This window comes from Variovorax sp. Varisp41, assembly GCF_047325085.1.
Taxonomy (GTDB): domain Bacteria; phylum Pseudomonadota; class Gammaproteobacteria; order Burkholderiales; family Burkholderiaceae_C; genus Variovorax.
In genome coordinates this window covers 220,578-246,018 of sequence record NZ_CP168540.1, presented here as the reverse complement: position 1 = coordinate 246,018, position 25,441 = coordinate 220,578, and the positions used below count along the sequence as shown (strand labels likewise).

Below are 25,441 nucleotides of genomic sequence, written 5' to 3'. Positions count from 1 at the left end.
CCTCACCACTTCACGCGCACGCCCACCCCCGCATTGACCGAACTGCCCACGCGCGCCGCACCGCCCGAAGCCCACTGCTTGCCAAGCTCGCCATACAGGCTCGTGCGCTGGTTTACCGCCAGCGTGAAACCTGCCGCCAGCTCGGTGCTCGTGCCGCCGATCGGCGCGCCCACCGGCGTGATCGCCGCCGGGTTCACGAAGCGCGCGACGTCGTTGCCCTTCGAGCTGCGATAGACGTTCAGGCGCGCATAGGGCTGCAGCGTGCCCGCGCCCGTCGCGAAGCTGCCCTTGATGCGCACGCCCGCGCGCGCGGTCCAGCTGCTGTCGGCATCCTGCTGCACCAGCGCACCGGGGATCGCCACGTCGTCCAGGCGCAGGCGCTGATGGATCAGCTGCAGCTGCGGCTCCACCGACCAGCCGCCCGTGCCGAGCGCGAAGGCCTTGCCGATCTCGATCGAGGCCAGGAAGCTGTTGCCCTTGCCCGTCACGCCCGCGCTCAGTTGCGGTTGCACCGTGTAGCGATGGCGGCCGGCCTGCAGCACCGTGTCGGCATAGAAGCCGTCGTCGCTCGTGAACGTGCCGTACAGGCCCAGGTACTGGCTGCGCAGGTCGTTGCGGCCTGCGGCGCCGTTCAGGAGGCCGCTGCTGAAGCCGCTGACGCGCGTATCGCCCTCGAGCTGGCCCACGTAGATGCCCGCGCTCCAGTTCGCATTGGCCCACAGGTCGGTGCCCGCCTGCAGCCCGCTCACGCGGCCCTCGGCATGCGGCGACACGGTGCCGCCCTGGCGGATGTCCATGTCGGTGGAGATCAGGCGGCCCCAGGCCCGGCGGTTGCTGCCGTCCACGCTCGTGCTCGCGCCACCGCTGCCGCGCACGTCGTCGTCGCCGATGCGCTGGCTCAGGCTCGAGAGCATGGCCAGGTTGCTTTGGCGCAGCTGGTTCGGCAGCGCGGCGAACAGCGAGGCTTCGGCGCGGTAGGTCGGCAGCGAGGCTCCAGGTTCTGCTTCGGTGCGCAGGTACCAGTTCTCGCCCTCGCCGCCTGCGTCGCCCGCGTACAGGCGGTACTCGTAGGCACCAGCGTCGACACGGCCGCCCGAGAGCACGAAGGCGTCCTTGCTGGTTTGCGCGGTGGTGGTTGCGCCGTTTTTCGCGCTGATCAGCTCGATGCCCGCGCCGCTGGTGCGTGCGCCCAGGCCGCCGAGGTTGGTGACCTGCACCGTCGTCTTGCCGCTCGCGCTGGCCGATGCACCGTCGAGCACCAGGCGGTCGGCGATGCCCGGGTTGTCGAGCTTGGCGCCGAGGCGCAGCACGCCGTTGTTGCCGACGTAGGGGCCGGTCAAGGTGAGCGTCGTGCCTGGGACGGTGCCCAGCAGGGAGACCGTGCCGGCGTTGGTCAGGCCGGCCATCTTCTGGCTGAAGCCCGCGAGGTCGAGCGTGGCGCCGCTGGCGACCACAGCACTCGATGCTGCGCTGAAGGCGTTGGTGGCGCCGGCCTTGAGAGTGCCTGCGGTCACGCGGGTCTCGCCTGCGTAGTTGGCGGTGCCTGCGAGCGTGAGCGTGCCTGCGCCGACCTTGACGAGCGAGCCCGTGGTGCCGGTGATGGCGCCCGAGATCGTGTTGTCAGTGCCAAGCGCACCGGTGGTCAGCGCCTTGGTGCCGAGCACCACATCGCCTGCTCCGCCGAGCGAGCCGATGCTCGTGCCGGTGGTCGTCAGATCGATGCGCACCTGTCCACCCGCTGCATTGGTCACCGTGGCGCTTGCAGCGCTCGCGGTGTCCTGCAGGCTCAAGGCGCCTGCGTTGGCGATCGCGAGCTTGCCCGCATCGGCCTTGCCGCCGAACTGCAGCGTCGCGCCAGAGGCAATGCTGGCAGGCCCCGTGCCCAACGCACCCGTGGTGTCAGTCGTCAACGTGCCCGCATCGACCAACGTGCCGCCGCTGTAGCTGTTGGCGCTGCTCAGCGTCAGCGTGCCCGTTCCGATCTTGCGCAGCTTGCCGGTGCCGCTCATCGTGCCCGCATAGGTGCCGGCCGTCTTGCCCTGGTCGAAGGCGACTTCGGCGTTGTTGACGATATTGCCCTGCAGGCTCGTCGCACTGCCCTGCAGCACGCCGCCCTTGACGGTGGTGCCGCCGGTGTAGGTGTTGGTGCCGCCCAGGATCAACCGGCCGGCATCCTCCTTCGAGATCCCGCCCGTGCCGCTGAGCGCCACATTGAGTGTCGCGGTCATGGTCGCACCTGCGGCCGTCCCATCGCCCACACGGATCACCGAGTTGGCGTTGTCCACCACGATGCCATCGCCCTGCACCACATAGCCATCGGTGGCGAACTGCGCACCGGCGATGCGCACCGCGCCGCCAGCCGCATCGACCGTCACGGTGCCGGCCTTGCCGCCGAACACCGCGAATTGGCCCTGCGCCCAGTTGGCGTTGACCTTGCCGTCCATGTCGGTCCAGGCATCCATCGAAGGCTGCGGGTTGCCCACGCGCCAGGTGCCCGAGCCGCCGGCGATCTGGCCGTCGTTGTACTTGGTGCTGTCGCCGCCATCCCAGAAGTTCAGCGACAGCCCAGCCTTGTTCACCAGGTTGACCTGGTTCGCCACCGAGGTCTGCACCTGCAGGTCCGCCGCCTTGGCCGAGCCCGGCACCGTGCCGATGTCCAGACCGTTGTCGGTGAAGCTGCCGCCGTAGCTCATCAAGCGATACAAGCCGGGGCCGAAGCTACCGCCAGCCGACTGCGCGATGTTCAGCGTGCCGTCGAGGTTCAGGTCGCCGGTGACGTTGATCAGGTCGTTCAGCGCACCGCCGGGAACACCGGCCTGCCCGAGCTCGTAGTTGAGCGTGGAGCCACCCGCGAGCGTGAGCGCACCAAGCGTCAGCGTGCCGGGGCTATTGCCCGCCGCGAGGATGCCGCCCTTGTCGATCGTGACCGCGCCCGCGATGCTGCCGCTGCCAGCCAACGTCGCGCCCGATTGCACCTGCACCGCGCCCGTGCCCGTCGCACTGCCGCTCTTGTTGTTCACGCTAAGCGTGCCCGCACCGACGGTGGTGCCGCCTGTGTAGGTGTTCGCGCCTGTCAGGGTGAGCGTGCCGCTACCGACCTTGACGATCGAACCGCCATTGCCATCGATCGTTCCCGACAAGGTCGCATTGCCATTCAACCCGCCGAGCGTGAGCGCCTTCGCACCAAGTGCGATGTCGCCCGCGCCATCGAGGGTGCCGATGCTCACGCCCGTCGTGGCCTGGTCGATGCGCACCTGCGCGCCGGCCACGTTGCTCACCGTGGCCTTGTCGGCCGTGGCGTCGTCCGCGAAAGCCAGCACGGCTCCCGAAGCATTGACGAGGCTGGCGCTGCCAGCGCTTGCGTTGCCTTGCAGGCGCACCGTGCCGCTGTTGGCAACCGACATGCTGCCGAGTTCGGCCTTGCCGCCGAACTGCAGCGTCGCGCCCGAAGCCACGCTCGCCGCGCCGCTGCCGAGGGCACCGGTGACGTCGGTGGCCAGCGTGCCGGCATCGACGAAAGTGCCGCCTGCGTAGCTGTTCGCACTGGTCAGCGTCAGCGTACCCGCGCCGATCTTGCGCAGCTTGCCCGAACCGCTCATCGCGCCTGCATAGGTGCCAGTCTTATCTTGGTCGAACACGACCTCGGCGTCATTGACGATGCCGCCTTGCAAGCTTGCGGTGTTACCTTGCAGCACGCCGGCCTTGACCGTGGTGCCGCCGGTGTAGGTGTTGGTTCCGCCGAGGACCAGACGTCCCACGTCGTCCTTCACCAGGCCACCCGCGCCGGTCAGCGCGACATTCACCGTGGCCGTGCGATCGACGTCCGTTCCCGAGCCATCACCCACGCGCACCACCGTGCCCGAAGCACCGAGCTCGATCGCATCGCCCTGCAGCACATAGCCATCGGCCGCGAACTGCGCGCCGTTGATGCGCACCGTGCCGCCCGCATTGCTGACCGTGACCGTGCCGCCCGTGCCGCTGAACACCGCGAACTGGTCCTGTGCCCAGGCCGCATTGATCTTGCCGTCCGCGCCGGTCCAGCCATCCCCCGGCACGCCGACACGCCAGGTGCCCGTGCCGCCCGCGATCTTGCCGTCGTTGTACTTGGTGTTGTCGCCGCCATCCCAGAAGTTCAGCGACAGACCCGTGCGGTTCACCAGATTGACCTGCTGCGCCACCGAGGTCTGCACCTGCAGGTCCTTGGCCGCGACCGGCGCGCTGCCGATGTCCAGGCCGTTGTCGGTCAGGCGGCCGGTGTAGTCGATGAGGCGATAGATGCCCGCGCCGAACACGCCGCCCTTCGATTGGGCCACGTTGAGCGTGCCGTCGAGTTGCAGATTGCCATTGACCTGCACGCGGTCGTTGAGTGCGCCACCGGCCGTATTGGCCTGGCCCAGGTCGTAGTTGAGCACCGAGCCTTCGGCGAGGTTCAGGCCGCCCAACGTCAGCGTGCCGACGCCTGCGTTGCCCGCCGACAGCACGCCGCCCTTGGCGATGCTGACCGCACCGCTCACACTGCCGTTGCCCGCGAGCATGGCGCCGGACTGGACTTGCACGCCGCCAGTGCCCGTTGCGCTGCCGCTCGCGTTGTTCACGGCCAGCGTGCCGCCCATCACCGTGGTGCCACCGGTATAGGTGTTGGCGCCACTCAGATCGAGCGTGCCGCCGCCCACCTTGACGACCGAACCACCGGCACCGCCGATCGTCCCCGACACTGCCGTGCTGGTGTTCAGTCCACCCGTGGTCAGAGCCTTCGCTCCCAGCAGCACGTCGCCCGCGCCGCCAAGAGCGCCAACATTCACGCCAGTGCTCGCCTGGTCGATGCGCACCTGCGCCCCAGCCTGGTTCAGCACCGTGGCCTTGGTGGCCGATGCATCGTCCGCGAAGGCCAGCACGCCGCCCGCGGCGTTGGTGATGGTCGACGTGCCCGCGCTCGCCTTGCCCTGGAAGCGCACCGTGCCCTGGTTGCCGATGGCCGTGGTGCCGGCATCGAAGCCGCCACCCAGTTGCAGCGTCGCACCCGAGGCCACGCTCGCCGCGCCGCCGCCGAGCGCGCCGGTCACATCGGTGAGCAAGGTACCCGCGTCGACGAACGTGCCGCCGGCATAGGCATTGGCCGCGCCGAGCCGCAAGCTGCCCACGCCGAGCTTGCGCAGGCTGCCCGCGCCGCTCACGCTGCCGTTGAGCGCCAGCGTGCGGGCCGCGTCGATGTCGAAGCGGTTGTTGCCCGCCCCCAGGCTCACCGCACGCGCACTGGCGGTGTCGCCCGTCACGCGCAAGGTCGTGCCTTCGAGCGCGAGGCCGCCCGCCGCGGCGCCGAGATTGGCATCCGAGGCGATCTGCAGGATGCCGCCCTTGATGGTCGTGCCGCCGCTGTAGCTGTTGCTGCCATCGAGCACCAGCGTGCCAAGGTCTTCCTTGACCAGGCCGCCCGTGCCGGTCAGCGACGACGCAATGGTCGCGGTCATGCCCGTACCGGCCACACTGCCGTCGCCGACACGCACGGTCGTCGCGGCATTGCCCAGTTCGATCGCGTCGCCCTGAACGCGGTAGCCGTTGGTCGCGAACTGCGCACCGGTGATGCGCACGATGCCCTTGTCGTCGTTGACGTCGACGGTGCCGGCGCTGCCGCCGAACACCGCGAACTGCCCTTGCACCCAGGCCGCGTTGATCTTGCCGTCGGCGCCGGTCCAGCCGTCGCCCGGCACGCCCACGCGCCAGGTGCCCGAACCACCGGCCACCAGGCCGTCGTTGTACTTGCTCGCGTCGCTGCCATCCCAGAAGTTCAAAGACAGGCCCGCGCGATTGACCAGGTTGACCTGCTGTGCCACCGAGGTCTGCACCTGCAGGTCGGCTGCGGCACCCGGCGCGGTGCCGATGTCGAGGCCGTTGTCCGTCAGGCTGCCCGTGTAGCTGATGAGTCGGTACAGGCCCGCGCCGAAGCTGCCGCCCGCGGACTGCGCCACGTTGAGCGTGCCGTCCAGGCGCAGGTCGCCGTTGACGTTGACGAGGTCGTTGAGCGGGCCACCCACCGTGTTGGCCTGGCCCAGGTCGTAGTTCAGTACCGCGCCGTCGGCCAGGCTCAGGCTGCCGAGCGTCAGCGTGCCCACGCCCCCATTGCCCGCCGACAGCACACCGCCCTTGGCGATGTTCACGGAACCGGCGATGCTGCCATTGCCGGCCAGCGTCGCACCGCCCTGGATCTGCACGGCGCCCGAGCCGGTCGCGCTACCGCTCTTGTTGTTGGCCGCGAGCGTGCCGCCCGCCACTGTGGTGCCACCGGTGTAGGTGTTGGCACCGCTGAGTTCGAGCGTGCCGCTGCCCACCTTCACGACCGAGCCACCGCTGCCGGCGATCGTGCCCGACACCGTCGTGCTGGTATTCAGGCCGCCCGTGGTCAGCGCCTTCGCGCCGAGGAACACCTCACCCGCGCCTTCGAGCGAGCCGATGCCCACGCCCGCGTTGGTGAGGCTGCCGATGCGCAGCTGCCCACCCGCGCCGTTCACCACCGTCGCCTGGTCCGCGCTCACGCGATCGGCCAGGTTGATCACCCCGCCGCTCTCGTTGACCAGGCGTGCCTGGCCCGCGCTCGCGTCGTCGAGCAGGTCGACGCGACCGCCCGCGAAGTTCGTGATCCGGGCCTTGCCGCCCTCCGCGTTGAACCACAGCGTGGTCGAGCCGCCCCGGTTCTCGATCACCGAACTGCCGGCGCTCGCGCTGTCGCGGAACTCGACCGAGGCGTCCTGGTTCGCCGTGATGGTCGCGTCGCCCGCCGAGCTGCTGTCGCGGAACGCGAGGAAGCCGCCGTTGTCGGTCGGCGCACTGCCGCGCGCGGCCACCGTGATCGCGAGCTTGCCCGCGTCGGCCGTGTTGGTGAAGGCCAGCGAGGCATTGCCCGCCACCGATACCGCTCCCGTGCCCAGCGCGTCCGTGACCAGGGCCTCGACCGAGCCCGCGGCCACATCGGTGCCGCCGACGTATGCATTGGCCGCGCCGAGCTGCAGGGTGCCGGCGCCGGTCTTGCGCAGGCTGCCCGTACCACTGACCGCACCGTTCAGCGCGACGGTCTTGTCGATGTCGAAGCTGTTGACACCCGTGCCCAGGGTCACGACACGCTTGCTCGCGGTGTCGCCGGTCACATGCAGCGTGGTGCCTTCGAGTGCGAGGCCGCCCGCGGCCGCACCGAGGTTCGCATCCGATGCGATCTGCAGGATGCCGCCCCTGATGGTGGTGCCGCCGCTGTAGCTGCTGCTGCCATCGAGCACCAGCGTGCCGAGGTCTTCCTTGACCAGGCCGCCCGTGCCGGTCAGCGACGACGCAATGGTCGCGGTCATGCCGGCACCAGCCGCACTGCCGTCGCCCACGCGCACGGTGGTCGCCGCAGCGCCCAGCTCGATCGCGTCGTCCTGCACGCGGTAGCCGTTGGTGGCGAACTGCGCACCGGTGATGCGCACGATGCCCTTGTCGTCGTTGACGTCGACGGTGCCGGCGCTGCCGCCGAACACCGCGAACTGCCCCTGCACCCAGGCCGCGTTGATCTTGCCGTCGGCACCGGTCCAGCCATCGCCCGGCACGCCCACGCGCCAGGTGCCCGAACCACCGGCCACCTGGCCGTCGTTGTACTTGCTGTTGTCGCCGCCATCCCAGAAGTTCAGCGACAGGCCCGCGCGATTGACCAGGTTGACCTGTTGGGCCACCGAGGTCTGCACCTGCAGATCGGCCTTGGCGCTCGGCGCCGTACCGATGTCGAGACCGTTGTCGGTCAGGCCACCGGTGTAGTTCATCAGCCGGTAGATGCCCGCGCCGAACTTGCCGCCAGCTGTCTCGCTCACATTGAGCGTTCCGTCGAGCTGCAGGTTGCCGTTGACGTTGACGAGGTCGTTAAGGGCACCGCCGGCAACACCGGCCTGGCCCAGGTCGTAGTTGAGCACCGCGCCATCGGCCAGGCTCAGACTGCCAACCGTCAGCGTGCCCGCACCGCCATTGCCCGCGGAAAGCACACCGCCCTTGGCAACGTTCACCGCACCCGCGATGCTGCCCGTGCCCGCGAGCGTGGCACCCGACTGCACCAGCACCGCACCCGCACCGGTCGCGCTCCCGCTGGCGTTGTTAGCGCTCAGCGTGCCACCCGTCACCGTCGTGCCACCGGTGTAGCTGTTGGCACCTGTGAGCGTCAGCGTTCCGCTGCCCACCTTGACCACCGAACCGCCCGCGCCGCCGATCGTTCCCGATACCGTCGTGCTGGTGTTCAGTCCACCGGTGGTCAGTGCCTTCGCGCCCAGCAGCACGTTGCCCGCGCCATCGAGTGCGCCGACGTTCACGCCCGTGGTCGCCTGGTCGATGCGCAGTTGCGCGCCGGCCTGGTTGAGCACCTTGGCCTTGGTGGCCGAGGCGTCGTCCGCGAAGGCCAGAACGCCGCCCGCGGCATTCGTGATGGTCGACGTTCCCGCGCTTGCCTTGTCCTGGAAGCGAACGGTTCCCTGGTTGCCGATCGCGGTGGTGCCGGCGTCGAAGCCGCCATCCAGTTGCAGCGTGGCACCCGAAGCCACGCTCGCCGCGCCGCTGCCGAGTGAACCGGTCACACCGGTGGCCAGCGTGCCGACGTCGACGAAGGTGCCGCCCGCGTAGTTGTTGGCCGCCCCGAGCCGCAAGGTGCCCGCGCCGATCTTGCGCAGGCTGCCCGCGCCGCCGATCGTGCCGTTCAGCGCGACGGTCTTGTCGATGTCGAAGCTGTTGCTGCCCGCGCCCAGGCTCACGGTGCGCGTGCCGGCGGTGTCGCCCGTCACATGCAGCGTGGTGCCTTCGAGCGCGAGCCCGCCCGTGGCCGCGCCGAGATTCGCATCCGATGCGATCTGCAGGATGCCGCCCTTGATGGTGGTTCCGCCCGCATAGCTGTTGCTGCCGCCGAGCACCAGCGTGCCCAGGTCTTCCTTGACCAGGCCGCCCGCGCCGCTCAGTGAAGACGCGATGGTCGCGGTCATGCCAGCACCGGCGTTCGTGCCATCGCCCACGCGCACGGTGGTGGCCGCGCCGCCGAGTTCGATCGCATCGCCCTGCAGCCGGTAGCCACTGGTGGCGAACTGCGCGCCGGTGATGCGCACCGTGCCGTTGCCATCGTCCACGTCGACGGTGCCCGCGACGCCGCCGAACACCGCGAACTGGTTCTGTGCCCAGGCCGCGTTGATCTTGCCGTCCGCACCGGTCCACCCGTCGCCCGGCACGCCCACGCGCCAGGTGCCCGAGCCACCGGCGATCTGGCCGTCGTTGTATTTGCTCGCGTCGCTGCCGTCCCAGAAATTCAGGGACAGGCCCGCGCGATTGACGAGATTCACCTGCTGCGCCACCGAAGTCTGCACCTGCAGGTCGGCCGCCACGCCAGGCGTCGTGCCGATGTCGAGACCGTTGTCGGTCAGGCCACCCGTGTAGTTGATGAGCCGATAGATGCCCGCGCCGAAAACGCCACCCTTCGACTGCGCCACATTGAGCGTGCCATCGAGCTGCAGGTTGCCGTTGACGTTGACCAGGTCGTTGAGTGCCCCACCGGCCACGCCCGCCTGGCCCAGGTCGTAGTTCAACACCGCGCCATTGGCGAGACTCAGGCTGCCAACGGTCAGCGTGCCAGCGCCGCCATTGCCGGCCGACAGCACACCACCCTTGGCAATGTTCACCGGGCCCGCGATGCTGCCGGTGCCGGCCAGCGTCGCACCCGATTGCACCTGCACACCGCCCGTGCCCGTCGCGCTGCCGCTCGCATTGTTCGCGGCCAGCGTGCCACCCGTCACCGTGGTGCCGCCCGTGTAGGTGTTGGCACCGCTCAGCGTCAACGTGCCGCCGCCGACCTTGACGAGCGAGCCGCCTGCACCGCCGATCGTGCCCGACACGCTCGTGCTCGTGTTCAATCCGCCCGTGGTCAGCGCCTTCGCGCCCAGCAGCACGTCGCCCGCGCCGCCGAGCGAACCGATGCTCGCACCGCTGGCGACCTGGTCGATGCGCACCTGCGCGCCCGTCGCATTGCTCACCGTGGCCTTGCCGGCCGAGGCATTGTCCGCGAAGGCCAGCACCGCGCCCGCGGCGTTGGTGATCGTCGACGTGCCCGCGCTCGCGTTGTCCTGGAAGCGCACCGTGCCCTGGTTGCCGATGGCCGCGCCGCTGGTGGCAAAACTGCCACCCAGTTGCAACGTGGCGCCCGAAGCCACGGCGGCAGCGCCGCTGCCGATCGCACCGCTCACATCGGTGGTCAAGGTGCCCGCATCGATGAAGGTGCCGCCTGTGTAGCCATTGGCCGCGCCGAGCCGCAAGGTACCCGCGCCGATCTTGCGCAGGCTGCCCGCTCCGCTCACGGTGCCGACGAGCGCCAGCGTGCGAGCGGTGTCGATATCGAAGCGGTTGTCGCCGGCGCCCAGGCTCACGGCACGCGCACTCGAGGTGTCGCTCGTCACGCGCAAGGTGCTGCCTTCGAGCGCGAGACCGCCCGAGGCCGCGCCGAGGTTCGCATCCGAGGCGATCTGCAGGATGCCGCCCTTGATGGTGGTGCCGCCCGCATAGCTGTTGCTGCCGTCGAGCACCAGCGTGCCCAGGTCTTCCTTCACGAGGCCGCCCGCGCCGGTCAGCGAGGACGCAATGGTCGCGGTCATGCCCGCGCCCGCCGCGCTCCCATCGCCGACGCGCACCGTGGTCGCCGCGTTGCCCAACTCGATCGCGTTGCCCTGCACACGGTAACCACCGGTGGCGAACTGCGCACCGGCGATGCGCACCGTGCCGCCGGCGGCGCTGACCGTGACAGTGCCGGCCTTGCCGCCGAACACCGCGAACTGGTCCTGCGCCCAGGCCGCATTGATCTTGCCGTCCGCGCCGGTCCAGCTGTCGCCCGGAATCCCCACGCGCCAGGTGCCGCTGCCCCCCGCGATCTGCGCGTCGTTGTACTTGCTCGCGTCGCTGCCGTCCCAGAAGTTCAGCGACAGGCCCGAGCGATTGACCAGGTTGACCTGCTGCGCCACCGAGGTCTGCACTTGCAGGTCGGTCTTGGCGCCCGGCGCCGTGCCGATGTCCAGACCGTTGTCGGTCAGCCCGCCCGTGTAGTTGATCAGCCGGTAGATGCCCGCGCCGAACTTGCCGCCGGCCGTCTCGGCCACATTGAGCGTGCCGTCGAGCTGCAGATTGCCGTTGACATTGACGAGGTCGTTGAGCGCGCCGCCGGCCACGCCCGCCTGACCCAGGTCGTAGTTGAGCACCGCGCCATCGGCCAGGCTCAGGCCGCCCAGCGTCAGCGTGCCCGCGCCGCCATTGCCCGCCGACAGCACACCGCCCTTGGCAATGCTCACCGCGCCCGCGATGCTGCCGGTGCCCGCGAGCGTCGCACCCAACTGCACCTGCACGGCGCCCGTGCCGGTCGCGCTGCCGCTCGCGTTGTTCGCGGCCAGCGTGCCGCCCGTCACCGTGGTGCCGCCGGTGTAGCTGTTGGCGCCCGTGAGCGTCAGCGTGCCGCTGCCCACCTTGACCACCGAGCCACCCGCGCCGCTGATCGTGCCCGACACCGTCGTACTCGTGTTCAGCCCGCCCGTGGTCAGCGCCTTCGCGCCCAGCAGCACATTGCCCGCGCCGCCGAGCGCACCGACGTTCACGCCGGTCGTCGACTGGTCGATGCGCACCTGCGCGCCGGCCGCGTTGCTCACCGAGGCCTTGCTGGCCGACGCGGCATCCGCGAAGACCAGCACGCCGCCGGTGGCATTGGTGATGGCCGACGTACCCGCGCTCGCGGTGTCCTGGAAGCGCACCGTGCCCTGGTTGCCGATGGCCGCGCCGCCGGCGGCAAAACCGCCACCCAGTCGCAAGGTCGCACCCGCAGCCACGCTCGCCGCGCCGCTGCCGAGCGCACCGGTCACGTCGGTGGCCAGGGTGCCCGCATCGACGAAGGTGCCGCCGGCATACGCATTGGCCGCGCCGAGCCGCAAGGTGCCCGCGCCGATCTTGCGCAGGCTGCCCGCTCCGCTCACGGCACCGTTCAATGCCAGCGTGCGCGCCGCGTCGACGTCGAGGCGGTTGTTGCCCGCGCCCAGGCTCACGGCGCGCGCGCTCGCGATATCGCCCGTCGCATGCAGCGTCGCGCCAGCGAGCGCGAGGCCACCCGCGGCCGCGCCGAGGTTGGCGTCCGAAGCGATCTGCAGGATGCCGCCCTTGACCGTGGTGCCGCCCGCATAGCTGTTGACGCCGCCGAGCACCAGCGTGCCCAGGTCGTCCTTCACGAGGCCGCCGGTGCCCGTGATCGCCGCGTCGATGGTCGCGCTCATGCCCGCGCCCGCGGCGGTGCCATCGCCGACGCGGATGACCGAGCCCGCCGTGTTCATCGTGAGCGCATCGCCGCCGATGGTGTAGCCGTCGACCGCGAACTGCGCGCCGCCGATGCGCACCGCGCCGCCCACGCCCTTGTTGTCGACCGTGACGGTGCCGGCCTTGCCGCTGAAGATCGCGAAGCCGTCCTGCACCCAGGTTCCGTTGGCCAGGCCATTGGCATCGGTCCAGTTGTCGCCCGGCCCGCCCGCGCGCCAGGTACCGCCGCCGCCGGCGATCTTGCCGTCGTTGACGTTGGCGGCGTTGCCGCCGTCCCAGAGGTTGAGCACCAGCCCGTCGGTGTTCAGCAGGTTGACCTGGTTGGCCACCGAGGTCTGCAACCAGAGCTTGCTCGCATCGGTGGGCGCCGTGCCGATCACCAGCCCGTTGTCGGTCAGCGTGCCGGTGTAGTTGATGAGGCGGTACAGCCCCGCGCCGAACTTGCCGCCCGCGGTCTCGCTCACGTTGAGCGTGCCGTCGAGCCGCAGGTTGCCGTTGACGTTGATCAGGTCGTTGAGCGATCCGCCCGCCACGCCGGCCTGGCCCAGCTGGTAGTTCAGCACCGACCCCGCATTGAGGGCCAGGCCGCCCACGGTCAGCGTGCCCGCGCCGTTGCCGGGGTTCACCGCGCCGCCGTTCGCCACGGTGACCGTGCCCGCGATGGTTCCCGTGCCGGCCAGCGTCGCGCCCGACTGCACCTGCACCGCGCCCGTGCCGGTGGCGCTGCCGCTCTTGTTGGTCACGCTCAGCGTGCCCGCGGCCACCGTCGTGCCGCCGGTGTAGGTGTTGGCGCCGCTCAGCGTGAGCGTGCCGGCGCCGACCTTGACGATCGAGCCGCCGGTGCCCGATCCCGGCTGCGCGAAGACGCTGCCCTTGTCGCTGACGACACCCGAGAGCGTGTCGTTGCCGCCGAAGCCTCCCACCGTGAGACGCGTGGCACCGAGCACCACCGCGCCCGAGCCCGAGAGCGAGCCGAGTTCGACGCCGGTCTTGGCGGTCGAGCCCGAGACATCGACCGTGCCCGTCGACTTGACGACGGTGCTCGTGGTGCCGGTCGCGGTGTCGGCGAACTGCAGCATGCCGCCCTGGTTGTCGATCGCCGCCTTGGCCGCCGAGGACGCGCCGATGAAGGACAGCAGGCTGTTGGCGCCGTTGGTGATCGTCGCGCTGCCCGCGCTCGACTTCGCCGCGAAGACGACCGCCGCGCCCTTGTTGTTGATGGTGGCATTGGCGCCGACGGCGCCGTCGAGGAACTGCAGCGAGTTCCGGTCCGGGTCCTGCCAGCCCGCGCCGAACAGCGCGATCTTCGCCGCGGCGGCGGTCGCGTTCTGCGCGAAGGCCAGCGTGTTGTTGGCCGAGACGCCGGCCGTGCCGACGATGTAGTTGTTCGAACCGGCGCCGCCGCCGGTCGAGAAGAGCAGCGTCGTGTCGCTGTCGACCTGCCGCACGTCGCCGCTGCCCAGCGCGCCGGCGGCAAAGGCCGTGATGCTGGCGCCGCCGCGCAGCGAGGTGCCGCCCGCGAAGCTGTTGGCCTTGGAGAGCAGCAGCGTGCCACCCTTGCCGGTGACGGTGAGCGCGCCCTTGCCGCTGAGCACGCCATCGACCTCGTAGGCGTTGTTCGCCAGGTCCAGCGTGCCGCCGCCCGTGCCGAGCGCGATGTCGCGCGCGGTGCCCAGCGGACCCGAGCCCGCGGCGATGGCCAGCGTGCCGCCGTCGAGCGCGAGATCGCCGGCCGCGGCACCGAGGTTGGCATCGGAGGAGATCCGCAGCACGCCGGCCTTCACCGTGGTGCCGCCCGCATAGCTGTTCTTGCCGCTGAGCACCAGCGTGCCGCCATCGTCCTTCACCAGGCCGCCGGCACCGCCGATCGCGGCGGCGATGGTGGCGCTCATGCCCGTGCTCGCCGCGGTGCCGTCGCCCACGCGCACCACCGTGGCGGGCGCATCGATGGCGAGCGCGCTGCCATTCACCGTGTAGCCGCTGACGGCGAACTGCGCGCCGCCCATGCGCACCGCGCCGCCGGGGCCGGTGTTGTCGACCGTGACGGTGCCGGGCGCGCCCGCGAAGATCGCGAAGCCGCCCTGCTGCCAGCTCGCATTGAGCTTGCCGTCGACGCCGGTCCAGTTGGTCGACGGGCCGCCCGCGCGCCAGGTGCCGCTGCCGCCGCTGACCTTGCCGTCGTTGATGTTGGCGCTGCCCGCGCCGTCCCACATGTTGAGCGCGAGGCCGCTGGCGTTCAGCAGGTTGACCTGGTTCGCGATCGAGGTCTGCACCTGCAGGTTGGCGGCGCTCGTGGGCGCGGTGCCGATGTCCAGGCCGTTGTCGGTCAGCGTGCCGGTGTAGTTGATGAGGCGGTACAGCCCCGCGCCGAACTTGCCGCCGGCCGTCTGCGCCACGTTGAGCGTGCCGTCGAGCTGCAGGTTGCCGTTGACGTTGATCAGGTCGTTGAGCGAACCGCCCGCCACGCCGGCCTGGCCCAGGTCGTAGTCGAGCACCGCGCCGCTGGCCAGGCTCAGCCCCCCGAGCGTCAGCGTGCCGGCCCCCCCATTGCCGGCCGACAGCACGCCGCCCTTGGCCACGCTCACCGTGCCCGTGATGCTGCCCGTGCCCGCGAGCGTGGCGCCCAATTGCACCTGCACCGCGCCCGTGCCCGTGGCGCTGCCGCTCGCGTTGTTCGCGGCCAGCGTGCCGGCCGTCACCGTGGTGCCGCCGGTGTAGGTATTGGCGCCCGTCAGCGCGAGCGTGCCCGTGCCGACCTTGACCACCGCGCCGCCCGTGCCCGCGCCCGGCTGCGCGAAGGCGCTGCCCTTGTCGCTCACGATGCCCGAGATCGTGCCGCTGGCGTTCAGGCCGCCCAGCGTGAGCCGCGTGGCGCCCAGCACCACGTTGCCCGCGCCCGAGAGCGCGCCGAGCGAGAGGCCGGTCTTGGCGGTCACGCCCGACACGTCGACCACGCCACCCGCGGCATTGGTCAGCGTCGCGTTCGCGCCCGTCGAACTCTCGGCGAAGTAGACCGTGCCGCCCTTCGCATTGGCGATCTTCGAGCTGCCTGCCGTGGCCGAGTCGGCGAAGCTCACGAGGCTGTTGGCGCCGTTCGAGATCGTCGCGCTGCCCGCGCTCGCGCTCTGCTGGAACGAGACCGCGCCGCCCAGGTTGCCGATGGTGGACGTGCCGGCGCTGGAGGTGTCGCCGAACTGCACGGTGTTCGCCGTGGCCGATTGGCCGCCGCTGCCGTTCACGTCGATGTCCGCGCTGCCGGCCGTCGCGTTCTGCGCGAAGACCAGTCGGTTGTCGCTGTCGGACGTGCCCGCGCGCCCGACGGTGTAGCTGTTGGCGCCGGCGCTGGCCGCGTTGAACAGCGTCACCCGCGAGCCGCTGCCCTGTTGCCGCACCGGGCCACTGCCAAAGGCACCGCTCACGCCGGCGGTCACGCCCGCGGCGCCCTGAACCACGGTGCCGCCCTTGTAACTGCTGGCCACCGCCAAGTTCAGCACGCCACCCTTGCCGGTGACGCTCAGCGCGCCATTGCCACTGATGGCACCGCCGAAGCCCCAGGTCGAATTGCCGAGGTCGATGCTGCCGCCGCCCGCGCCCAGCGCCAGCGCGCGCGCGCTGGCGAGCGACCCGCTGCCGGTCGCGATGCGCAGCGTGCCGCCGTCGAGCGCGAGGCCCTTGCCGGCCGCGCCGAGGTTGTTGTCGGCCGAGAACTGCAGGATGCCGCCCTTGACCGTGGTGCCGCCCGTGTAGCTGTTCTTGCCGCTGACGATCAGCACGCCGCCGTCGTCCTTGACCAGCCCGCCGGTGCCGCCGATCGCGGCCGCGATGGTCGCGGTCATGCCCGCGCTCGCGGCCGTGCCGTCGCCCACGCGCACCACGGTGTTCGCCGCGTTGATGGTGAGCGGGTCGCCGTTGATCGTGTAGCCGTCGACCGCGAACTGCGCGCCGCCGATGCGCACCGCGCCGCCCGCGCCGTTGTTGGCGACCGTGACGGTGCCGGCCTTGCCGCTGAACACCGCGAAGCCGTCCTGCACCCAGGTGCCGTTGGCCAGGCCGTTGGCATCGGTCCAGTTGTCGCCGGGCGCGCCGGCGCGCCAGGTGCCGCTGCCGCCCTCGACCTGGCCGTTGTTGAAGGCCGCGGCATTGCTGCCGTCCCACAGGTTGAGCGTGAGCCCGCCGGTATTGACCAGGTTGACCTGGTTGGCCGTATTCGTCTGCAGCGTGAGGTAGCTCAGCGGGGTCGGCGCGCTGCCGATCGTCATCGCATTGGCGGTGAGCGTTCCCGTGTAGTTGATGAGCCGGTAGATGCCGGCGCTGAAGCTGCCGCCGGCCGACTGGGCGAGGTTGAGGGTGCCCGCCAGCGAGAGATTGCCGTTGACGGTCAGCAGGTCGTTGAACGCACCGCCGACCACGCCCGCCTTGCCGAGCTGCATCTCGAGCGTCGAGCCCGCGGCGAGCGTGAGCGCGCCGGTGGTCAGCGCGCCCACGCCGCCGTTGCCGACCGACAGGCGCGCACCGAGCGCCACGTTCACGGGACCGGCGATCGCGCCGCTGCCCATGAGCGTGGCGCCCGTCTGCACCTGCACCGCGCCCGTGCCCGTGGCGCTGCCGCTCGCGTTGTTGATGCTCAAGGTGCCCGCGGTCACCGTGGTGCCGCCGGTGTAGGTGCTCGCGCCGCCCAGCGTGAGCGTGGCGGTGCCCTGCTTCACGATGCTGCCGGCGCCCGAGATCTGCCCATTGAGCGTGAGGCTCGGCCCGGAGATCGCCAGCGAGTTCGACTTGCCGATGGCGAAGGCATTGCCCAGCGTCAGCGCCGCGTTGCCCGACAGCGCCGTGTCGCCCTCGATCGACACCGCGCCCGTACCCAGCGCGGTGTTGCTGCCGAGCACGACCGTGTTGTCGGCGAAGCTCGTGCCGCCCGCATAGCTGTTCGCGCCGAGCAGCGAGACCTTGCCGCCGATGCCGCGCAGGTCGAGCGAACCCGCGCCCGACACCGTGCCGTTGAAGCTCACCGCGCCCGGCGTCTGCACGCTGAGCACGCCGGCACCGGTGCTGGTGCTCAGGCCGACCGCGTTGAGCGCGAGCGCGCCCGGACTCATGAGCGTGACGGCTCCGCCGATGTCGAGCGCGGCACCGCCGATCGCCTTCGCGCTCGCGGCCAGCAGCGAGCCGGCGTTGGCCGTGAAGCTGCCGGTGAAGGCGCTGTTGTTGCCGCTCAGCGTGAGCGTGCCGCTGCCGCTCTTGATCAGCGTGCCGTCGCCGCTGAAGTCGCTCGCGATCGTGGTGCTGGTGCCGTCGGCCATGCGCAGCGACGAACCGGCCGCGAGCGCGATCTTGCTGCCCGCCACGCCCGAGAGGTTGCCCACGGCGGCGTTGCCCGAATCGGTGTGCAGCAGCGTGCCCGCGGCGGCCAGGCTCAGCGCGGTGCCGGCGCCGAAGGTGCCGCCCGAGGCGAAGCCCAGCGCGCCCGCGTTGACCGTCGCGGTGCGCGGTGCCATCGAGCGGTTGATCACCCAGTCGCCGCTGTCCTCCTTGAACAGGTCGCCGCCGAAGGTGGTGGTGCCCGTGGCCGCCTGCGAATAGATCTGCGTGCCCGCGCCCGCCAGCGTCAGCGTCGATCCGGTCTTGGAGCCGATGCTGAGGTCGCCCACGATCCGGCTGCCCACGCGCAAGGTGACCCGTTGCACCAGCCCGCCGTCGAAGATGGCGCTGCCTTGCAGCAGGCCGCCGTTGTCGAGCGTGAGCGAGGTCGCTTGGCCGTAGATGCTGGCAGCGGCACCCGAGATGGTGGAGCCCAGCGTATTGGTGATGCTCGCGCTGCCGCCGCCGAAACCCAGCCCGAGGTAGTTGCCCGTGCTGGTGATGCGGCTGTTGCCGGTGTTGACGATGGTGCCGCCGCCGTAGATCAGCGCGCCCGCGAGGCCCTCGATGATGCCGCCGTTCGAATTGGTCAGCGTGACCGGCCCGCCCGTCACCTGGATCGCGCGGTCGGTGCTGCGGATGATGCCGCCGTTGTTGTTGATGACCGCGTTGCCGCCGAGCACCACGCCCGACGTGCCGCTGATGGTGCCGGTGTTGTTGACCGTGATGTTGGCGCCCGTGTAGATGCCCCAGGTGCCGTCGCCGAGCTTGGCGATCTCGCCGCTGTTGTTGATCGTGCCGCCGTTCGAAACGCCGACCCAGCCCGGCGTGGTACCCGTGCAGGTGAGCACGTTGCCCGCGAGCGTGCAGACCGCCGAAGCCGTTCCGCTCAACAGGAAGAGCGGCACGCCCAGCAGCGGCGCCACCAGGCTCGCGCCGCTCAACGCGCGCCGGCCACCGCTGCGCTTGCCGCGCGCGCGCGCCGTCTCGCAGACGGCCACCCAGGCTCCGAGCGCTGCGTTCCAGATGGTTTTGTAGACGACGTTCATCGGCGGTTCTCCATGGGCCGCGCATGCAAGGCGTCGCGGCGGAAATCGGGTCGGGCGCGGCAGGCGATGCATGAGGAAGCGGGCACGGTCGATGCAGCCGACGACCGCGGGTCGATGGCTGGCGTGCTGCTTTTCATGGGATCTCCTCCTGCCATGCAAGCGCGAATGCGCATGGCGCGTGCGGCATCACTGCGTTGCCGCTTGGAGGGAAATTCTCAAAGGCCGATGTCCGATTTGCACCTTACTTTTTCTTGCAACGGACACCCCAAACACCCCCGGGAAACCGTGGTTCCGGGAGCAAAGGAATGCATTGGTTCTCGCATCGCGCGTGGCCGTGCGCGCGCTGCTCAAGGCTCGATGCGCGCGTCCCCCTGGAAGCTGTAGCCCTCGCCGCGCACCGCGACGATCGGCAGCTTCTCGCCGCAGGCCTGCTCGGCCTTGCGGCGCAGCCGCGAGACCGTGACATCGAGGTTGCGCTCGTAAGCTTCGAGCCCGGGGCGCCCCATCGCCGCGAGCAGCGTGCCGCGGTCCACCACTTCGCGCGGCTGCTCGATCAGGCATTGCAGAAGCCGTGCTTCCGCGTTCGACAGCTGCACGCGCTCGCCGGCCGGCGACAGCAGCAGCCAGGTGGTGTAGTGATAGCGCCAGGGCACGTGCGCGGCGAGCTCGCCGGCCTGCGCGGCACTGGGCTCGCGCGCGCCCTGCCCCGGCGTCTCCTGGCTGCGTTGCAGCAGGTTGTGCAGCACCATCTCGAGCTCGCGCAGGTTCACCGGCTTCACGAGGTAGTAGTCGGCGCCCAGACCCAGACCATGCAGCCGGTCGTTGAGCATGCCGCGCGCGGTCAGCATCACGATGCGCATGGCGCTGCGCGAGCGCAGGCGCGCCAGCACGCTGAAGCCGTCCTCGCCCGGCAGGTTGACGTCGCACACCACGGCATCGAAGTCCTGCCGCTCGAGCTCCGCGTCGAGCTTCTCGGCGCTCTCCACGCCGTACGCGAGCATGCCCACGCCGCGCAGGTAGCGCAGCACCGTGTCGCGCAGGTCGTCGTCATCCTCGATGACCAGGACGCGGGTCGCGGCGCTCACCGGCGGCCTCCGTGCACGGCCATCGGCAGCGCGACCGCGTCGCGCGCTGGCGCCGGCTCGGCGCTGCCGAGCAGCGGCAGCGTCAGCGTCAGCACGGCCCCCTCGCTGGCGCCGTTGGCGGCGACCACGCTGCCGCCATGGACCGTGGCGATGCGGTGCACCATGTGCAGGCCCAGCCCGATGCCCGGGATGCGCCGCACGCCGGCCGCGCGGTAGAAGCGCTCGAACACATGCGTCAGGTCCTGCGGCATGAAGCCCGGGCCTTCGTCGCACACCTGGATGCAGACGCCCGGTATCGCATCGCCTTCGGGAAAGCCGTCGGCACGGCAGCGGCGGATGCCGGCGCGCACGCGCACCGGCGAATGCGGCGGCGCGTACTTGATGGCGTTGGTCAGCAGGTTGTCCATCGCGATGTGCATCAGCGTCTCGTCCGCCAGCACCGGCAGCTCGCGCGCATCGAGCTGCAGCGAGATGCGCCCGCCGGCCATGCCCTCGTTGTGCTCCTCGATCTTCTCGCGCAGGAACACCGCGAGCTCGAGCGGCGCCAGGTGCAGGTTGTTGCTCGAGGCATCGAGCCATTCGTCGGCCAGCAGGGTGTCGACCAGGTCGCGCATGCGAAAGACCGTGCGGCCGATCTTCTCGGCTTCCCTCTTGACCTCCTCGCGCGCCAGGCCGAGCCGTTCGTCCGAGAGGATCTGCGCCGAGCCGCCGATCGTGCCGAGCGGCGTGCGGAACTCGTGCGACACCATGGCCAGCAGGCCGCGCTGCTCGCGCAGCGCCAGCGCCAGCTGGTCGTGCGTGCGATGGTGCTGGGCGATCTCCTGGCGCAGGTCGTGGGTGCGCTCGTTCACGCGCCGCGCCAGGCGCGCGCGGTGCCGCAGCGACAGCGAGAGCGCCCGCCGCTCGCGCTGGCGCACGCGCCAGCCCAGCGCGAAGAAGAAGGCCATGATGTGGAGGATGCTGCCGATCGCGTAGCTGGACTGGGTGACCAGCGTGTAGGGCAGCCACTGCAGGTTCTTGGCGAAGTGCATCGCGCCCATCATCAGGTAGACCGCATAGCCGATCAGTCCCGGCCAGGCCTGGAGGTTGCGGCGCAGCGCCACCGCGCACATCGGCACGATGCAGACGGCGAACAGCACCCAGGCCATGTTCAGCGGGCGCGCGACACGACCGTAGCCGCCGGCGATGGCGATCGCGCAGCCTGCGAGGCACAGCAAGGTCATGACCTGGAACACGCGATTCATGCGCGGGAACTGCCGGTCCATGTCCAGCAGCACGCGGGCGAATGCGAAGGCGGCGGCCGTGTGCAGGCAGACCGCAAAGTTGTGCAGGCGGACGGCGGCCCGCGGGTCGTCCTGCAGCCACAGCGCCGCCGGCAGGCCCTCCGAGCTCGCGAACAACAGCGCCAGCGTGAACAGGTAGCCGGCATAGGCGAGGAAGCGCCGGTCGGGCAGCGCGATGCCCATCATCAGGCTGACCACCGCCATCAGCAGGGCCATGCCGGTGACCGCCGCATCGACGTAGTTGAGCTCCTGCTGCACCACCGCCTGCTCGCGCAGCGGCGACACCCCGCCCGCGAGGCTCAGCGAACGGTCGCCCGCGAGGCGCACCCAGACCCAGCGCGGCTCGGTGTCGCGCAGCTCGGGCAGCCGCGTCGCGGGGATCGACCAGGGCAGCTCGCGCTGCGAGCCGGCACGCATCCCGCCGAGTTCGCGGTGGACGAAGCCGCCGCCCGCGCCGCCTTCGGCATCGGGCCACCACACGTCGATGTAGTCCGCGTAGGGTGCGTTGAGCCGCAGCCACCAGCCGCCCTCGAGCGGACGCGCCACCTCCTCGGGCGAGGCCTGGATCCGGAAGCGCACCCACCACGCGCCCCGGGCGTAGCCGCCGTTGAAGACATTCGCGAGCGTCTCGAACTGCTGCTGATAGGGCGGCGCGGCGACCTGTTCGCGCGTGAGCAGGCCGGTCTTGTCGTGGAAGGCCTCCAGATGCCCGATGAAGTTGCGCTCGCGGATGCTCAATGCGGTGTCGAGCCGCAGCGGCTCCACCTGCGCATGGCTCGGCAGTGCCAGGCAGGCCAGCAGCAAGAGGGCAAGCCATGTCCCGAGATGCTTCAGGCGTGGGGCAATGAACAAAGTGGCCGTCCGGGTCCTCGAATTCATGCAGGGGGCTTCGCGAGAATGGATGTGCTCGTCCGTGGGTGCTGCGTCTACCGATATCCGTGGCACCCGCTCGCCGCCCTCGGGATCGCGCGACCTGGGTGCCGTCGCCGCGCCGGATTCTGGGGCGCGGGTCCCGAGTTTGCACCTTACTTTTTCTTTCATGCGCCCGATCGCGGGCACTGACAGCATTCCGACAGCCGGCCCCAGGCACCATGCGGCCTTCTGGAAAAACACGGAGACAAGACCGATGCGCCTCGACCTTCCCCATCACCTGGGTTCGCCCACCCGCCGCCAATGGTTGCAATCGGGCAGCGCGCTCGCTCTCGGCGGCCTGCTGCCGGGCTTCGCGGGCCTCGCCCGCGCCGACGACACCTGGCCCAACAAGGCCGTGCGCTTCGTCGTGCCCTTCGCGCCGGGCGGCAGCTCGGAGATCGTGGCGCGCTCGACCGCGGTCGAGCTGTCGCGCACGCTGGGCCAGAACGTGTTCGTCGACAACAAGCCCGGCGCGGCCGGCAACATCGCCATGAGCGAGGTGGCGCGCAGCACCGACCAGCACACGCTGATCCTCGGCCACATCGGCACGCTGGCGGTCAACCCGTACATCTTCGCCAAGCTGCCCTACGACGCGAACAAGGACTTCAAGCCCGTGAGCCTGCTGGCCAAGGTGCCCAGCCTCTACGTGGTGCACCCCGACGTGCCCGCGAAGAACCTCAAGGAGTTCATCGCCTATGCCAAGAGCAAGCCCGGCAAGCTCAGCTACGGCTCGGCCGGCAACGGCAGCGCGGGCCACCTCGCCTTCGAGTACCTGAAGATGACTTCCGAGGTCTTCATGCTGCACGTGCCCTACCGCGGCACCGGCCCGATGGTGACCGACCTGCTCTCGGGCCGGCTCGATGCCTCGGCCATCGGCGCGGCCGCGGTCATCCCCTTCATCAAGGCCGGCAAGGTGCGCTGCATCGCCACCGGCTCGGCCAAGCGGCTGGCCCAGCTGCCCGACGTGCCGACCGTGGCCGAGCAGGGCTTCCCGGGCTTCGAGATGACGCAGTGGTACGGCATGCTCGCGCCGGCCAGCATCACGCCGGCCCAGCTCGCCAAGCTCTCGGCCGAAACCATGAACGCCGTGAAGGCGCCCGAGTCGATGCGCCGCCTGACCGGCGACGCGGCCGAGGCCGTGGGCGGCACGCCCGAGCAGTTCGCGCAGTTCATCGCGAGCGAGCAGGCGCGCTGGCAGAAGGTGATCGCGCGGGCGGGCATCAAGCCCGATTGAGCGCGGACCTGCGGGAAAGCCGCCTGGGCGGCGGCACCGCCGCGCCCTACAGTCGCCCCATGCGCATCCTGCTGGCCGAAGACGAACACACCCTGGGCACCTGGCTCAGCAAGGCGCTCGAGCATGCGGGCATCCAGGTCGAATGGGTGGACGACGGCCGGCTGGCCGACCGCGCGCTGCAGCAGCGCGACCACGATGCGCTGGTGCTCGACCTCGGCCTGCCCGGGCTCGACGGCCACGCGGTGCTGCAGCGGCTGCGCGAACGCGACCAGCGGCTGCCCGCGCTGATCCTCACGGCGCGCGACTCGCTCGACGAGCGCGTGAGCGCGCTCAATGCCGGCGCCGACGACTTCCTCGCCAAGCCCTTCGCGCTGGCCGAGCTCGAGGCTCGGCTGCATGCGCTGGTGCGCCGCGCGCGCGGCGTCGAGCATCCGCGGCTGGCCTGCGGGCCGCTGGTGTACGACGGCGCACGGCGCCAGTTCACGCTGGCCGGCGAGGCGCTCGCGCTGTCGCCGCGCGAGCTCGCGGTGCTGCGCGTGCTGGTGCAGCGCAGCGGCGAGCCGCTGTCGAAGCAGCAGATCCTCGAGCGCGTGTTCTCCGACGACGAGGAGGTGCATCCCGAGGCCGTCGAGGTGCTGGTCTACCGGCTGCGCAAGCGCCTGGACGGCAGCGGCGTGCGCATCGTCACGCTGCGCGGCCTGGGCTACGTGCTCGAGGCGGACTGAAGACGGCATGGTGCGTTCCTCGGTCGCCTGGCTGCGCCGCGCCAGCCTGTGGCAGCGGCTCGCGCTGCTGCTGCTGCCCGCGCTGATCGCCGTCACCGGCATCGAGCTGTGGCGCACGCGGCACGATGCGCTCGCGTCGGCCAACGCGGCCTACGACCGCTCGCTGCTCGGCGCGCTCAAGTCCATCGACGCCAACATCTCGACCGCCTCGGGCGGGCTCTCGGTCGAGCTGCCCTACACCATGTTCGAGTTCTTCGAGCTCACGGCCAGCGGCCAGGTGTTCTTTCGCGTGGCCACCTCCGACGGGTTGGTGGAGCTCGGCAGCGCCGACCTGCCCGCGCCGCCCGCCTCGCTGGCGCTCGGCGTGCCTGCCTTCTACGACGCCGAGTACTTCGGCGAGGCCGTGCGGCTCGCGGCCTACCGGCGCGAGCTCGACCGCGCGCCCGCGGGCAGCGCCGGGCGCAGCGTGTTGATCCAGGTCGGCGAGAGCACGCGCTCGCGCCAGGCATTCAGCGCGCGCTTCGTGCGCAGCGCCGCGCTGCGCGACGCGCTGGTGCTCGCGCTGCTGGTGTTCGGCACCGGTGCCGCGCTGGCGGCGGCGCTGCGGCCGCTGTCGCGCCTCGCGCGCGAGGTCGAGGCGCGCAAGCCCGACGACCTCACGCGCATCGCCGACACCGACCTGCCCGCCGACGTGCGGCCGCTGGTGGCCGCGGTCAACCGCCAGATGTCGCGCACGCAGGACCTGGTGGCGCAGCAGCGGCAGTTCCTCGACGATGCCTCGCACCAGCTGCGCACCCACCTGACCACCTTGCAGATGCAGGCCGACTACGCGCAGCGCCAGCACGATCCGCTGCAGGTGCGCGCCGCGCTCGACGCGCTGGGCACCGAGATCGGCCGCGCCACGCGCAGCGCGCAGCAGTTGCTGGCGCTGGGCCGCAGCGACACCGTGGCCGTGGCGCCGATGGCGTTCGAACTCGCCGGCCTGCTGCGCGAGGTGGCCGTCGACCTGCTGCCGCAGGCGCGCGCCAAGCGCATCGACCTCGGCATCCAGGCGCCCGACGAAGCCGCGGAGCACGCGCACCTCGCCATCGCCGACCGCGCGCTGCTGCGCGAGGCGCTCACCAACCTCGTCGCCAACGCGATCGCCTACACGCCGGCCGAAGGCACCATCACCGTGTTCGCGGCCGGCGACGCGGCCGGCTGGAGCCTCAATGTCGAGGACGACGGCCCCGGCCTCGGCGAGGAGGAACGTGCCCAACTGGGCCAGCGCTTCCGGCGCGGCGCGCGCGCGGGCAAGGGCGGCTTCGGGCTCGGCCTGGCCATCGCACGCTCGATCGCGCAGCGCCATGGCGGCGAGCTGCGGCTCGAGGCGCGCGAGAGCGGCAGCGGGCTGCATGCCATCATCTGGTGGCCGAAGCCGGGCACGGCCTGAGCGCCGTCGCTCCTCGTTTCGCGGCCAGAATCCCCG

Annotated in this window: 7 protein-coding genes; 3 read left to right on the top strand and 4 right to left on the bottom strand. The window is 70.9% G+C overall.

What is annotated here, in order from left to right; genetic code table 11:
• Positions 1-2 precede the first annotated feature (2 nt).
• The 4 genes from ACEN9J_RS01075 to ACEN9J_RS01060 form a co-directional block, all read right to left on the bottom strand.
• The gene (locus ACEN9J_RS01075; RefSeq protein ID WP_413763047.1) at positions 3-18,734 is read right to left on the bottom strand and encodes an autotransporter-associated beta strand repeat-containing protein; all 18,732 of its coding nucleotides are present in this window, start codon (positions 18,732-18,734) and stop codon (positions 3-5) included.
• A complete protein-coding gene (locus tag ACEN9J_RS01070) occupies positions 18,731-18,871 on the bottom strand; it encodes a hypothetical protein (RefSeq protein ID WP_261216540.1) in 141 nt (46 codons plus the stop codon). The genes ACEN9J_RS01075 and ACEN9J_RS01070 overlap by 4 nt, the downstream gene beginning before the upstream one ends.
• 210 nt (positions 18,872-19,081) lie before the next feature.
• Complete coding sequence (locus ACEN9J_RS01065; protein ID WP_057593621.1) at positions 19,082-19,819, bottom strand: response regulator transcription factor; 738 nt, start codon at positions 19,817-19,819, stop codon at positions 19,082-19,084.
• A complete protein-coding gene (locus ACEN9J_RS01060) occupies positions 19,816-21,906 on the bottom strand; it encodes a 7TM diverse intracellular signaling domain-containing protein (RefSeq protein ID WP_413763046.1) in 2,091 nt (696 codons plus the stop codon). The genes ACEN9J_RS01065 and ACEN9J_RS01060 overlap by 4 nt, the downstream gene beginning before the upstream one ends.
• Positions 21,907-22,228: 322 nt before the next feature.
• Here ACEN9J_RS01060 and ACEN9J_RS01055 point away from each other — a divergent pair, with 322 nt between their 5' ends.
• From ACEN9J_RS01055 to ACEN9J_RS01045, 3 genes are read left to right on the top strand one after another with little or no spacing between them, the layout of a single operon-like run.
• Positions 22,229-23,248, top strand: coding sequence for a Bug family tripartite tricarboxylate transporter substrate binding protein (locus ACEN9J_RS01055; protein ID WP_413763045.1), 1,020 nt, complete (start codon positions 22,229-22,231; stop codon positions 23,246-23,248).
• Positions 23,249-23,307: 59 nt separating this feature from the next.
• Complete coding sequence (locus ACEN9J_RS01050; RefSeq protein ID WP_296739584.1) at positions 23,308-23,973, top strand: response regulator; 666 nt, start codon at positions 23,308-23,310, stop codon at positions 23,971-23,973.
• A 7-nt stretch (positions 23,974-23,980) separates the two neighbouring features.
• Complete coding sequence (locus tag ACEN9J_RS01045; RefSeq protein WP_413763044.1) at positions 23,981-25,405, top strand: sensor histidine kinase; 1,425 nt, start codon at positions 23,981-23,983, stop codon at positions 25,403-25,405.
• Positions 25,406-25,441 lie beyond the last annotated feature (36 nt).